Annotated in this window: 9 protein-coding genes; 6 read left to right on the forward strand and 3 right to left on the reverse strand. The window is 31.9% G+C overall.

Annotation, left to right across the window (positions count from 1 at the left end; translation table 11 throughout):
- The first annotated feature begins 11 nt into the window (after positions 1-11).
- The 3 genes from thrA to thrC are packed head-to-tail and all read left to right on the forward strand — an operon-like array spanning position 12 to position 4,718.
- Positions 12-2,456 (forward strand): bifunctional aspartate kinase/homoserine dehydrogenase I, encoded by a 2,445-nt coding sequence (thrA, locus tag NH341_RS09955; RefSeq protein ID WP_253056694.1) that lies wholly within the window; start codon positions 12-14, stop codon positions 2,454-2,456.
- 2 nt (positions 2,457-2,458) lie between these two features.
- Positions 2,459-3,388, forward strand: coding sequence for a homoserine kinase (locus tag NH341_RS09960; RefSeq protein WP_253056696.1), 930 nt, complete (start codon positions 2,459-2,461; stop codon positions 3,386-3,388).
- Positions 3,389-3,437: 49 nt separating this feature from the next.
- A complete protein-coding gene (thrC, locus tag NH341_RS09965; protein WP_167714292.1) occupies positions 3,438-4,718 on the forward strand; it encodes a threonine synthase in 1,281 nt (426 codons plus the stop codon).
- Between the two features lie 48 nt (positions 4,719-4,766).
- On the opposite strand, the gene NH341_RS09970 is transcribed toward thrC, so the two are convergent.
- From NH341_RS09970 to NH341_RS09980, 3 genes are all read right to left on the reverse strand, one after another.
- Positions 4,767-5,891 (reverse strand): alpha/beta hydrolase-fold protein, encoded by a 1,125-nt coding sequence (locus NH341_RS09970; protein ID WP_167713891.1) that lies wholly within the window; start codon positions 5,889-5,891, stop codon positions 4,767-4,769.
- A gap of 85 nt (positions 5,892-5,976) precedes the next feature.
- A complete protein-coding gene (locus NH341_RS09975; RefSeq protein ID WP_253056698.1) occupies positions 5,977-9,534 on the reverse strand; it encodes a M1 family aminopeptidase in 3,558 nt (1,185 codons plus the stop codon).
- Positions 9,535-9,537: 3 nt separating this feature from the next.
- Entirely contained in the window at positions 9,538-10,419 is an 882-nt protein-coding gene (locus tag NH341_RS09980; RefSeq protein ID WP_253056700.1) for an ABC transporter ATP-binding protein, read from the reverse strand.
- A 207-nt stretch (positions 10,420-10,626) separates the two neighbouring features.
- Between NH341_RS09980 and NH341_RS09985 the strand changes: the two genes are divergently transcribed.
- The 3 genes from NH341_RS09985 (at position 10,627) to NH341_RS09995 (ending at position 14,290) form a co-directional block, all read left to right on the forward strand.
- Positions 10,627-11,757, forward strand: a complete 1,131-nt coding sequence (locus tag NH341_RS09985) for a sensor histidine kinase (protein WP_253056702.1) — start codon at positions 10,627-10,629, stop codon at positions 11,755-11,757.
- Positions 11,750-12,451 carry a LytTR family DNA-binding domain-containing protein gene (locus tag NH341_RS09990; RefSeq protein ID WP_159616698.1) on the forward strand — a complete coding sequence of 234 codons (702 nt, stop codon included), beginning with the start codon at positions 11,750-11,752 and terminating at the stop codon, positions 12,449-12,451. The genes NH341_RS09985 and NH341_RS09990 overlap by 8 nt, the downstream gene beginning before the upstream one ends.
- A 66-nt stretch (positions 12,452-12,517) precedes the next feature.
- The gene (locus NH341_RS09995; RefSeq protein WP_253056704.1) at positions 12,518-14,290 is read left to right on the forward strand and encodes a long-chain fatty acid--CoA ligase; all 1,773 of its coding nucleotides are present in this window, start codon (positions 12,518-12,520) and stop codon (positions 14,288-14,290) included.
- The last annotated feature ends 18 nt before the right edge of the window (positions 14,291-14,308 follow it).

Below are 14,308 nucleotides of genomic sequence, written 5' to 3' on the forward strand. Positions count from 1 at the left end.
TTCATTTTAAAATGAACGTTTTAAAATTTGGTGGTTCCTCAGTAGCCAACCCTCAAAACATAGAAAAAGTAGTAGAAATTATTGCCAATGCCTCTATAAACAGTCCACTTATTGTAGTGGTTTCTGCTTTTGGTAAAACAACAAATAAACTCATTGCATCGGCAGAACAAGCTGCTCAAAACAATGCTAATTATCTTGAAAACTACCAAGAAGTTGAGCAATTGCATTTTGAAGTAATTGAAAAATTAGTTCCTGATAATCAGCAAGAAGAAGTCAAAACATACATAACATCGCTTTTTAAGCAGTTAAAAACCTTGTTAGAAGGTTGTTTGTTACTAAACGAAATTACACCCAAGACTTTAGCTACCATTAGTGGTTTTGGTGAGTTATTATCTTCATACATTATTGCAAGCATAGCTAGTAAGCAACTAGATGTGGTATATAAAGACAGTAGAGAGTTAATCATCACTTCCAACGCCTTTGATAAAGCACAAGTTGATTTTCAAGTAACTAATACCAATTGCAAGGAGTATTTTGCTAATAATAAGCACCAAGTAACTTTGTTACCTGGATTTATAGCTCGTACAAAAGAAGGGAAATCAACTACTTTAGGACGTGGAGGTTCCGATTATTCTGCAGCTATTTATGCGGCTGCTGTAAATGCTAATGAATTGCAAATATGGACAGATGTTAGTGGAATGTACACTGCAAACCCGCATATGGTAAAGCAGGCATTTCCTATTCCACATATTTCGTATCAAGAAGCCATGGAATTGTCACATTTCGGGGCAAAGGTTATCTACCCTCCTACCATTCAACCGGTGTTGGAAAAGGAAATTCCTATCCGTATAAAAAACACTTTTGAACCTGAAAATGTAGGAACACTCATTTCTAAAATTACCGAAAACGGAAAACCTGTAAAAGGAATTTCTCATATCGAAAATATTACGCTATTAACCTTAGAAGGAAGTGGCATGGTAGGTGTTTCTGGCATTTCTAAACGCTTATTCGAAACATTATCGACACATAATATCAATGTGGTATTAATTACGCAAGCTTCTTCTGAACACTCTATTTGTGTGGGGATTTATGATGAAGACGCCGAAAAAGCAGCCTTAAAAATTAACGAAGCTTTCGCTTTTGAAATAGAGCGTCATAAAATAGACCCGATTAGTATAGAACAAGGGTTGGCAATTATTGCTTTAGTAGGTGATAAAATGAGAAATCACCAAGGTTTGAGCGGACAAATGTTCAGTTCTCTAGGCAAAAACAACGTAAATATTCGTGCTATTGCACAAGGTGCTTCGGAAAAAAATATTTCTGCTGTTATCAATAGTTCAGATGCCAAAAAAGCATTGAATACCCTGCACGAACAGTTCTTTGAAGAGAATATAAAGCAATTAAACTTGTTTGTTACGGGTGTAGGAAATGTTGGGGAACGCTTTTTAGCACAAATTCATCAGCAGAAAAAATACTTAAAAGAACAGTTAAAACTGAATGTACGTGTTGTAGGGATTTCCAATTCTAAACAAATGGTTTTTGATGAAGGTGGTATCAGCTTAAAATCATGGAAAGAGCAATTACAAAACGGAGAAAAAAGTTCTTTAGAGCTTTTTTTCCAAAGAACAAAAGCGTTGAACCTTCGTAATTCAGTTTTTATTGACAATACAGCCAATCAAAAAGTTTCTGAAGTATATGAACACTGTTTAACCAACAATATAGGGGTAGTTACGTGCAATAAAATAGCCTGTGCTTCTGAACTCAACAATTATAAAAAGTTAAAACACATTTCACGAAAATACAATGCACCATTTTTATTTGAAACCAATGTGGGTGCTGGTTTACCTATTATTGATACGCTTAAAAACTTAATTGCTTCTGGTGATCGAGTGCATAAAATACAAGCAGTGTTATCGGGCTCTTTAAACTTTGTTTTCAATAATTTTAATGAAAGTATTTCTTTTCAGGATGTCGTACAACAAGCACAAGAACAAGGATACACCGAACCGGATCCTAAAATTGATTTGAGTGGTGTTGATGTAGCCAGAAAAATATTAATTCTTGCGCGTGAAAGTGGTTATGAACTAGAACTTTCAGATATTGAAAACAATGCTTTTTTACCTGAAAAGAGTTTAAAAACTACTAATAATGATGATTTTTATGCTTCTTTAACCGAGTTTGAAAGCCATTTTCAACAAGTATATAAAGAAGCTGCCGATAAAAATTGTCGTTTAAAATATGTTGCTGAATTCAATGATGGAAAAGCAAGTGTTGGCTTACAACACATTCCGTTTGATCATCCTTTTTACAATTTAGAAGGTAGCGACAATATCGTATTGTTTTTTACAGATAGATATCCTGTAAATCCCTTACAAATAAAAGGAGCCGGTGCAGGTGCTGAAGTAACTGCTTCTGGAATTTTTGCTGATGTCATACGAATTGGAAATAATATATAAAAATGAACTATTTAAAAATATTTTCACCAGCAACCGTTGCCAATGTTTCCTGCGGATTTGATGCTTTAGGCTTAGCGCTCGAAACGGTTGGTGATACGATGACTTTTACCAAAACAATTACCAAAGGTGTTAAAATCACAAAAATAACTGGAGCTGATTTACCATCTGACCCACAAATAAATGCTGCGGGAGTGGTTGCGCTAGCGATGTTAGAAAAGCATCCAGTTGATTTTGGTATCGACATCACCATTCACAAAGGATATACTCCTGGAAGTGGTTTAGGAAGTAGTGCTGCCAGTGCTGCGGGAGCTGCATTTGGTGTAAATCAGTTATTAGGAAATAGCTTCTCTCCTCTTGAATTGACTCAGTTTGCTATGCTAGGAGAAGAAGCCACTTGCGGAACTCCGATAGCTGATAATGTTTCTGCCGCTATTTATGGTGGTTTTACATTAGTACGTAGTTACAAACCTTTGAGTATTGTAAAGATTCCTGTACCTGCTGATTTAAGAGTGGTGGCTATCCATCCTCAAGTTGAAGTAAAAACCAAAGACGCTAGAGAGGTATTACCGAAAGAAGTTTCTTTAAAAGATGCGGTTACACAATGGGCGAATGTTGGCGGATTGATTAGTGGATTGCATACCAACGATTATCAATTAATCGCAGACTCTTTAACAGATATCATTGTTGAACCTGCTCGTAAACATCTGATTCCTCATTTTGATGAAGTGAAGCAACAAGCAATTAAAGCAGGAGCTTTAGGAGCAGGAATTTCAGGTTCTGGCCCTACAATTTTCACTTTATGTAAAGGGGATGCAACTGCCGAAAACGTTTATAAAACCATTCAAAACACGTATCAAGGCAAACAAATTGATTTTAACATGATTCTTTCAAAAATCAACACAGAAGGAATTAAAATTTTAGAAACTAACTAATATTAAATGTTCACTAAGCGTAGTCGAAGTGAAAAACAAACACGAAATTATGAACTATTATAGTCTCAATCATACATCACCTAACGTTAGCTTTGAAAAAGCTGTAGTAAACGGATTAGCTCCAGATAGAGGATTGTATTTCCCTGAAAACATAACTCCATTACCTAAAGAATTTATTGAAAACATTGATGAGTATTCTAATGAAGAAATTGCGTATGAAGCCATTAAACAATTTGTAGGTGATGAAATTCCGCAAGGCATTTTACAAAAAATCATTAAAGAAACTATCAACTTTGAGTTTCCTGTGGTATCTATTGAAGAAAATATCGGTACACTAGAATTATTTCACGGACCTACCATGGCTTTTAAGGATGTGGGAGCTCGTTTTATGGCTCGTTGCTTGGGGTACTTTAATCGCGATAAAAATCAACAAGTAACCGTATTGGTAGCTACTTCAGGCGATACTGGAGGTGCTGTTGCTAATGGTTTTTTAGGAGTTAAAGGTGTAGATGTGGTCATCCTCTACCCTAGCGGAAAAGTAAGTGATATTCAAGAGAAGCAATTGACTACTTTAGGACAAAACATTACTGCTTTAGAGGTTGATGGTGTTTTTGATGATTGTCAAGATATGGTTAAAACTGCTTTTTTAGATGCTGAAATCAACCGTACGTTAACCTCAGCAAACTCTATTAATATTGCTCGTTGGTTACCCCAAATGTTTTACTTTTTCTTTGCCTATAAACAAGTTTATAAAAAGCATAAAGAAATAGTTTTTTCGGTACCTAGTGGAAATTTTGGAAATATTTGCGCAGGAATTATGGCGCAAAAACTAGGGTTACCCATTAAACATTTTGTGGCTTCGACCAATGTAAATGATACTGTTCCTAATTATTTGGCTAGTGGTGAATATCAACCTAAACCATCTAAAGCGACCATTTCTAATGCCATGGATGTTGGGAATCCAAGTAATTTTATCAGGATACAAGAATTATTTAATAACGATTTAGCGCTTTTAAAAGCTGCATTTTCTTCTTTTTCTTTTTCTGATGATGAAACTCGTGAAGCTATGAAAAACATCTATAAAACCTCAACCTATATTACAGATCCACACGGAGCTGTTGGATATTTAGGTTTGAAAAAATACGGATTACAAAACGAGTATGGAATTTTCTTAGAAACAGCACATCCCGTAAAATTTTTAGATGTTGTGGAAGAAGTTTTAAATGTAACTGTTGAAATTCCACCACAAATAGCATCTGTAATAGACAAACAAAAAGAAGCTATACAAATTAGTTCCTATCAAGAATTGAAAGATTTTTTAAATGCTTAACACAAAAATGCCTCAAAAGTGAGGCATTTTAAATTTTATAAGGTTCATTTACAATTTGCCCTTTGCTTCTTGTAAGCCTTCTTTCATAACTTCGTCAAATTGAGAGTTTGGATAATCTTTTATACCTCTTTCAAAATACTTACTGGCATTTTTATAATCCTTATACTTTAAATAAAACTGCCCCAGCCTGTTTTGCCAGTATGCGCTTTTATATCTATTGGTTTCTAAAACGTCTTTAAATTCTTCCATAAAAAAACTAAAGTATTTAAAGTTATCACGTTTCCATGCTAACCAAATCAATGCATTTTTTGTACTATTATCTATTTTTCCGTCACCACCAAAACGTTTAGCTCTTTCTTTGAAATAAGATTTTAGATAAGGGATTCCTCCTGCTTTTTCATAGGCATCAATACTTTCAAACACCAATGAATCGTAGTTGTGATAATAATACATGATTCCCTTGTACATAGCTAAATGAGGCATTGTTTCATGTACCTCATCATTAAACAACTCATACTTCCAAAGTAAATTTTTAGGATTGTGCTTTTTTAATATTTTATTAAACTCTTCTGTAGATTCAATATAATATATATCTCTTTTAGAATTAGCCATGTATAAATACACATCACTATCTGATTTAAAATTTTCAACTAGCTTTTCAGAAGCATAGCCTCCATCCGTTATAATTGCTCCTTTAAATAAATCGTTTTCCTCTAAAATAAGTTTACTTATATAATATGCAGCAGCCTCCCAACCATAAATAACACGTTCGTTCGTAGTTCTAAATTTATCATCTATAAATTTGATTACTTCGTCTTTTAAAAAAGAAGTGAACTTTTGTCTCTCTCTATTAAATAATGTTCTTCTTAAAGGATTTTCATTTTTTATTCCTACAACAATCATTTCTGGAATTGCTCCAGGTGTTCTCAATGATTTCTGAATAGCTACACCATTGGTAAAAAACCACTGACCATCTAAAATGTACAAAACAGGATATGCTTCTTTTGAAGTAGTATAACTATCGGGTAAATAAACCTGAATCTCTCTATCTTGATTTAAAATAGTTGATTTAATAGTATAATTAGTTCCTATTGTTACCTTTCTTTCTGGTGTTTGAGAAAATAAATAGAGGGACCAAAATAAAGTGAGTAATAGCGTAATATGTTTAGTCATTTGATAAAAAGTTTAAACTCAAATGTAAAAATATGATTGCCATATAATTAACATTTGAGTTTTTTTATAAATACTTTAACTAAAATTAAAGTTCTATCACATTATCTACTAAATTTTCATCATTTCTTGTTCCGTAAGGATCTATAGCAATATAACTAGGTTTTTCATTTACTATGAACGAAACTTCTATGAGTTCTCGGTTGATTTGTTTAGACTCATAATACAACACAGTACTATTATCTTTTACTTGTAAAGGATGGGTTGTAAAGATTCCTATTTTGATAGGCTCATTAATCCCAATTTCTTTAATATCTCCGTTTTCCATTGTTTCAAACCGTTTTGCTTTTATGGTGGCGATAACTTCATAGGTTCCATCCGGCAACTCCTTATACGAACTTTTTTCTACAGCTATATCGTAAGTTATTACCTTTTTAAACCAATCTTTTACCAATGGGTGATATTCTTCGGGAGTAATCTTATATATTTCTTCAAGTAATTCTATAGTATGTGCTTTAGGAGAACTTTCAAATCGATGTCGGTGTGTAATGGTTTTTACTATGTCATTAACTTGCTTCTCTCCTATCAAATCTCTTAATGCCATTAATACGGTATAAGCTTTACCATAAGAAATATAACCTTCTTCTTGTACTTTATAAATTGGAGGTTCAATGTTTTCACCAAACGCTCTTCCTAAAAAATATCTCCTGCGTGCATCTTCAGCTAACTCATATAAAACACCTTTTCCGTACATCTTTTCTAACACTACGGCTTCTGTATATTTCGCTAATCCTTCTACTAATAAAGAACCACCCGCTACTGGCTTAGCTATTAACGTATGCCCCCACCATTGATGTGCTACTTCATGAATTGTTCTTTTAGCGACTAAATTAAAGGTGTTTTCATCACGAACATCTGACAAGTATAAACGATCTTCTGTCATACTAATAACCCCTGGATGTGCAAATCCACCAAATCCCCAATGTGAAGGAACTTCTGCGATTCGAACATGTTTAAAATTATACGTTCCAAAATTTTCTTGACAATATGCTAAGGTTTCTTTTGTACTTTTCTCTATTTCATCAATATTAAAATCGTGACTAGCGTTGTAATATTGTTCTATAGAGATTCCATTATATATTGCTTTTTTAGTTGTATAATTTGCAGAAAAATAGGCTACCATAGGTAATATTTTTCCTTTTGATTTGTAGTGGTAATAGTTTCTATCTTTTTCTGACCAAGTTTTAATTAAATCTCCTGAGCTTATGGCTATTTGGTCTTTATTTGTAGAAACAACTGTTTCAAAACGTACTTTTTCAATTTTAATATCTTCTAAGGCTATATGCACATCTGAGTTATCATCCTCATCTCTTTCTGGTAATCCTCTTTTTTTACGTTCTGTTTTATCCAAAATTTCAAATCCAGAAGCATATCCTATAATAGGCTCAAAATTTCTAAAAGTTATATAGGTACCATTGTTAACAATACTTTTGTCTTCTTCATATCCTTTTAGTTCTTTTTCTATAACAAAAGTATAAACTACAGAATCTTTGGGTTGGAGTTTCTCTTTAAATTCAAACACATAGGCTCCATGTGTAGTATCTTTTGTTGATAAACGAGCTCTTTCTAAATGAATTTGTTTTATAGGTATTCGTTCAGTTATTAATAATTTGGATACTGCTTCATTACTTTTATTTTTTAACACATAATTTGCCTTGACAGTATACTTTCTTTTCTTCGGAAAAATAGCTACTTCTGTTTTTTGAGAAACTGGATATAGCTTTTCTAACGTTTGATAATGTTTATACTTACGTTCGTAATCTTCACTAAGATTTAAGTTATCATCATTCGTATGATAATCTGAAAGAAAATTGGTATTGTAAAACACTAAGCTTCCTGCTCCAATAACTAACAAAGAAAAGCTTAAAAGTAATATCCTCTCTGTTAAGTTGTAACCTTGCTTTAGTTGCTTTATTTTATATGAAAACCCTTTTACCATTCCTCTATTCCAAACTTTAAAAGCTATTAAAACAAATAAGACTCCTATCCCTAGCCAATACAACCCTAAATGATTAAACTGTGTAGTATTGCTATTATACATAGCCATATCTCCCAAGGCTACTCTAGGCATAAAACCAATACTTGTTAAAGGGTGTTCTAGACCTAAAAGATTAGCTTTCATACTTATTATAACTAACAAACCAAAAGCTCCCATTCCTACATACTTACTTTTAGCTATACTATTTATAAACACGGCTAGCATAGCGTATATGATAAGCTGTAAACCATAATAATAAAATACAGAAGCATACATACCAATGTTTATACTTTCAAAACCTAAACTAACTTGAAAAGTAATACACATAAATATTCCTAAAGCAATTAATAATATGGGTAATAATGATAAACTGATAAACTTAGCAGCAAAAAACACCCAGTTTTTAGTTGGAGTTGCCCCAATAATTAAATTAAAATTTACGCTATGTTCTCTCCATACTATTTCTGAACCATAAAAAATTAGTAATAAAAGACCGAAAAGGGTTAACGGATTTGTAATGAGTTCTATTAGTTGATTTGTAAATGGATATACACTTACTCCGTATTCACGCCCTTCAACAAAATTTGCATACAACTCAGAAAAAACAATTAGTAACCACATAGCTACAATTACTAAAAAAGGTAAGCTTTTAAACACACTATTTAACTCTAAACGGACTAATGACAAAAGCCCTTTTATTTGTGCTGTAAAATTATATGTTCCTTCTATTGCTTTATAGGGAGTTAGCTGTTTTATATTGTTTTTTAATGTTTTTTGTTTCTTTACTTTCTTCGTAATTTTTCTAAAAGAAAACCTTTTATAGGTAAGGAACAAAATTCCAAGAGAAAAAGCTATCCAAAGTATTCTATTCCAGAAAAACAATCCTGAAAAAGAAAGTAACTGCGTATTTTTCTGATGAGCTGTCCAATACTGAGTTTGCTCAAAAAAAGCTGCTATTCCAAAAGAATCTGCTATTGCGGCTACCGACATCATTTCTGGTGATGCAGGAACAGATTGGGCTAATAAGGGTGAATTTAAAAAAATAGAACTTACAAAATATAACATATAAATGCATACTGCACTTGCGTAAGTTGCAATGCTATTTTTAGTAAATATACTCACAGAGAATATTAAAGAAGTACATATAAAAATATTAGGTAGTACTATATAAAACCAAGGCTGTATATAATTAAGTAAACTAAAAGTTCCTAACCTTTCTACATCTAAACCAGAAAAGTAGTTTCCTAATATATAGCCGACTATAAAAGGAGAAAAAGCCAAAACACTAAATATAAATGCTCCTAAAAATCGACTCCAAAAATAATGCTGTTTTGTTATTGAAGAGCTATAAATTAAGCCCTCCATATGATGCTGTTTGTCTCTTATGGTAGCAGTTACCGTAAAAAACATAATAATAAAAACACTTCCTAAAGTAAAAAGACCTGTATGAAAATAAACTTGATAAACAGCATTAAAGTTTACTCCAGTAGGCGCATAACCTTGACTTCCTGTAAAATAGCCTAATCCTAAAAATAATATTGAAAATATTGGAAAGGCTCGTTGTTTTAATTGATAATACGTTTCAAATTGTAATAATTTCTTAAACATAGACTAGGCTTTTTTATGGTGAAACAACGTAGTGAAATAGTAATCCTCTAAGTTTGGAGTAATTCTTTCAAATCCATTTGATAAAGTAACTTCAGAGAAAACCCTTATTTGTGTTTCGCCTGATACTAATTTGGTTGAAATTATATCATATGTCTTTCTATAGTGTTCAATATCACTTTTAGCTATAATTTTTGTCCAAATATTGTTTTGAATACTCTCTACCAGCTCTTTTGGGTTTCCTTGAGATATAATTTGTCCTTCAGATAATATTGCCATTTTAGTGCATAGGTTTCTAACATCTTCTACTATGTGAGTAGATAAGATGACTATCACATTCTCTCCTATTTCACTTAAAAGATTTAAAAAACGATTGCTTTCTTCTGGATCTAAACCTGCCGTAGGCTCATCTACAATAATTATTTGAGGGTTTGCCAACAAAGCTTGCGCAATTCCAAAACGTTGCCGCATACCTCCTGAAAATGTATGTACCGCTTTTTTTCTGTGTTGATAGAGGTTTACTTGCTGTAATAAAGAAGTTACTTGCTCTTTTCGCGCTGAGTTATTAGTAATACCTTTCAGAATGGCTAAATGATCTAACAATCTTTCAGCTGATATTTTAGGATATACACCAAATTCCTGAGGTAAATACCCTAAGTATTTTCGTATTTCTTCTGGCTTATTAATAATATTACAGTCGTTAAACACAAGCTCTCCTGAAGAAGGCTCTTGTAAAGAAGCGATAGTACGCATTAAAGAAGATTTACCTGCTCCATTGGCACCTAACAAGCCAAACATTCCGTTCGAAATTTTTAAGTTAATTCCGTTTAATGCTTTAACTCCGTTAGGATATATTTTTGTAAGGTTTCTAATTGTTAATGTATTCATATGTGGTTAGGTATTTGTTTTCAGCAAATCTCCACTACCTTACCTTTCTGATAAATTAAAAATGATATATCAGCTTATTTTTAACACACATAACACTTATTTAAGTACTAACTAAAATTCAACTAAAAAAGCTACTTGTTCATCTAAAAAACAATAGTGTTTGTCAATATAATTGTGAAAACAGTTTTACATCAGTAATTTTGAAGTATGATTGATTTTTTAAAGAAATACAAAGCCTTTTTTATTGGGCTTCTAATTATAATTCCGTTGTTCATTTTATTAGATTATGTCAATTTTCTAAACATCCCAAATGATCAACCCGCTGAAGTTATCGTCATCACTCTTTTTTGGGCGCTAATTGTTGCCTTACCCATACATAATTATGAGTATTTAAAAAGAAAAAAGAAAACGATAATGGGTATTCTTTCACTTTTTCTACTGTTGTTTATTACGGTGTTAATTGATTCTTTTATGAAGCTTCCAGATAACCCAATCACATTCATTTTATTAATAATATTTTGGTGCGGATTAGCTTATTTTTTAGTGCCTAACTTCATTAAAAAATATTGGAAATTCATAGCCCTTCTATACACTCCATTGCTCTTATACTTTTTTTATCTCAGATTATTTTCTGGTGATTTAGAAGCTTATTTAAAAGTAAAACAAGAAACTCCTTTCTATATTTTTTTCTTACCTATTCCTATTTTCTTTTTTCTTTGGATTTTTGAACAATGGAAATGGGTACAAGAGTTAAAAAAAGAAAAATCTAAAACTGAATTATCACTATTAAAAACTCAAATAAACCCGCATTTTTTCTTCAACACATTAAATAACTTGTACGCACTTACAGTAAAAAATTCTCCTCAAGCACCAGAAGTTATTTTAAAATTATCTGACATGATGCGCTATACCATTTACGATGGAGAAAAAGAAACAGTAAAAATTTCAGAAGAAATAGAATACCTAAATAATTACATCGAACTACATAAAATCCGATATAAAAAGTCTGTAGAAATTACTTTTAATCACGACATCGATACCTCTTTAAACATTCCTCCCTTATTATATATTATTTTACTTGAAAATGCCTTTAAACACGGTATAGAAACACTTGCAGAAAATGCTTTTATTCATATAAATTTATATGAAGATGCTCATTTTATTTACTTTGACATAGAAAACAATTTTGATCCTAGTGAACTCAATAATTCTAAAGGTATTGGATTACAAAATCTAAAACGAAGATTATCTTTGCTATACAAACAACAACATGAACTAAGTATTAGTTCCACAAATAATATCTATAAAACACAGTTAAAAACACCAAAGCATGCTTAACTATATAATTATTGATGATGAGCCTTTAGCTCATGAAATTATAACAGAATTTTGTAGCATGCTCCCTCATGTTCAATTAGTAAAAAGTTGCTATAATGCTATGGAGGCTATGCAATTTTTAAATGAACATACTGTTGATTTTATGTTTTTAGATATAAACATGCCCAAGTTAAAAGGTTTAGATTTTTTAAAGACGCTGTCAAATCCACCTAAAACCATTATTACCACTGCATACAAAGAATACGCTCTTGAGGGGTTTGAACTAAATGTTGTAGACTATCTTTTAAAACCTTTTAGTTTTGATCGTTTGGTAAAAGCTGTTAATAAAGTATCAGACACTTTACCTATCAAAACAATCAACAAAGAAAGTATACAGACAAGTCAAATCAATACTCGTATTTTTATCAAAGGAGATAAAAAACACCATCAAGTTGATTTAAATGATTTGTTATTTATAGAAGCTTACGGAAATTATACTAAACTATTTTTAATAGATGAAATGATTATAAGCCACGAAAAGATTTCTCATTATGAAACTATCTTAGATGAAAACAATTTCCTAAGAGTACATAAATCATTTATTGTTGCTGTAGATAAAATAAAGTTTATAGAAGGGAATCGTATTATAATTCATGAGCATAAGGTTCCTATTGGTCAAACCTATAAAAGCCTAGTTAGTAAACTTTACAACTAACATCTATTTTATTTTTCTTTTATCTCTTTTATTTTCATAGATTTATGCATCACCAAAATCATTTACATGCATATATCTTCAAAAGTTACACGTCTTTTTGATTTCCCATATCACCAACTAGAAAACTACCCACAACAAGATTGCTTAGTTTCTAAAGAAAATAATGAATGGAAAAGTATTTCTACTAAAAAATATATTGAAGATACTAACATCATAAGTAAAGCTTTATTGAATCTTGGAGTAAAACCAGGAGATAAAATTGCTGTAATTACTTCTGTAAATCAACCAAAATGGCATTTGTTAGATATTGGAGTTTTGCAAATTGGTGCAGTAAATATTCCCTTATATCCTACTTTTTCAGAAAAAGATTACGCTTATATCTTAAACCATTCTGATAGTGTGTATTGTTTTGTTTCTGATGATGAACTCTATCAAAAAGTAATCAAAATTCAAGAACAAACACAGCTCAAAAAAGTATTCACTTTTGAAGAATTAGATGTAGATTATGGGTGGAGTTCTTTCTTAAGTCTTGGTAACGAAACAGCTCTTCAAACAAAAGTAAACGAATTAAAAGAGTCTATAAATCCATCTGATTTAGCTACTATTATCTATACTTCAGGCACTACTGGAACTCCAAAAGGGGTTATGCTCTCACATAATAACATTGTTAGCAACGTTTTTGCTGTTGGAAAAAGACTTAATCTACAAGACAATCAAAAAAAAGTGATAAGTTACCTTCCCATTTGTCACATTTTTGAGCGTGCAGCCTCTTATTACTGTCAATATATGGGCTTTGAAATTCATTTTGCTGAGAGTATTGGTAAAGTTGGAGATAATTTACGGGAAATTCAACCTCATTTTATGGCTGTAGTACCTCGTTTATTAGAAAAAGTTTTCGATAAAATTGTAGATAAAGGCAGTAACTTATCTGGTCTAAAAAAAAGATTGTTCTTTTGGGCATTACAATTAGGTGAACAATATCAACCCTATAAAGCAAACGGTTGGTGGTACGAATTCAAGCTTTCTATAGCACGAAAACTTATTTTTTCTAAATGGAAAGAAGCTTTAGGAGGACAGTTAGAATTTATGCTAGCAGGTAGCGCTCCAACCCAAGCTAGGCTTGTAAGAATCTTTACTGCGGCAGGCATTCCTGTTTTTGAAGGCTACGGACTTACCGAAACCTCTCCTGCAATTTCTGTTACCGATATGCGAAACAACGGGTTTAAAATAGGAACTGTTGGGAAGGTAATTGAAAATGTAACTGTAAAAATAGCTGAGGATGGGGAAATCTTAGTGAAGGGACCTAATGTGATGATGGGCTACTATAAAGATTCAGAAAAAACTAACGAATCCATTATAAATGGCTATTTCCATACAGGAGACATTGGAGAACTAGACAATGACGGATTTTTAAAAATTACGGATCGAAAAAAAGAAATCTTCAAAACTTCAGGTGGTAAATACATCGCTCCTGCTATCTTAGAAAGTGAGTTGAAGAAGTCACGTTTTATAGAGCAAGTTATGGTAATTGGTGAAGGTGAAAAAATGCCGGCTGCATTAATTCAAATTGCTACTGAATTTGTTCAAGAATGGTCAAAAAGACACCACCATACAATTGCAGATATTACTACAGATGAGAAACTACTCAAACGAATTCAAAAAGAGATTGATATTTACAATGAAAAATTTGGGAAGTGGGAACAAATAAAACGCTTTGAAATTACTCCTGATGAATGGTCTATCAATTCGGGTCATTTAACTCCGACATTAAAAATGAGACGAAAAATAATCTTAGAAAAATACAATAGTTTGTATCAAAAAATATATAATCCTCAATAAATCAACCAGTAAACTACA

It is taken from the genome of Tenacibaculum sp. XPcli2-G, assembly GCF_024124505.1.
Classification (GTDB): Bacteria; Bacteroidota; Bacteroidia; order Flavobacteriales; family Flavobacteriaceae; genus Polaribacter; species Polaribacter mesophilus.

Bases quoted from the DNA above. Each gene is read 5' to 3' on its own strand.
- thrA (WP_253056694.1), top strand. From the start codon at position 12: ATGAACGTTTTAAAATTTGGTGGTTCCTCAGTAGCCAACCCTCAAAAC.
- NH341_RS09960 (WP_253056696.1), top strand. From the start codon at position 2,459: ATGAACTATTTAAAAATATTTTCACCAGCAACCGTTGCCAATGTTTCC.
- thrC (WP_167714292.1), top strand. From the start codon at position 3,438: ATGAACTATTATAGTCTCAATCATACATCACCTAACGTTAGCTTTGAA.
- NH341_RS09970 (WP_167713891.1), bottom strand. From the start codon at position 5,891: ATGACTAAACATATTACGCTATTACTCACTTTATTTTGGTCCCTCTAT.
- NH341_RS09975 (WP_253056698.1), bottom strand. From the start codon at position 9,534: ATGTTTAAGAAATTATTACAATTTGAAACGTATTATCAATTAAAACAA.
- NH341_RS09980 (WP_253056700.1), bottom strand. From the start codon at position 10,419: ATGAATACATTAACAATTAGAAACCTTACAAAAATATATCCTAACGGA.
- NH341_RS09985 (WP_253056702.1), top strand. From the start codon at position 10,627: ATGATTGATTTTTTAAAGAAATACAAAGCCTTTTTTATTGGGCTTCTA.
- NH341_RS09990 (WP_159616698.1), top strand. From the start codon at position 11,750: ATGCTTAACTATATAATTATTGATGATGAGCCTTTAGCTCATGAAATT.
- NH341_RS09995 (WP_253056704.1), top strand. From the start codon at position 12,518: ATGCATATATCTTCAAAAGTTACACGTCTTTTTGATTTCCCATATCAC.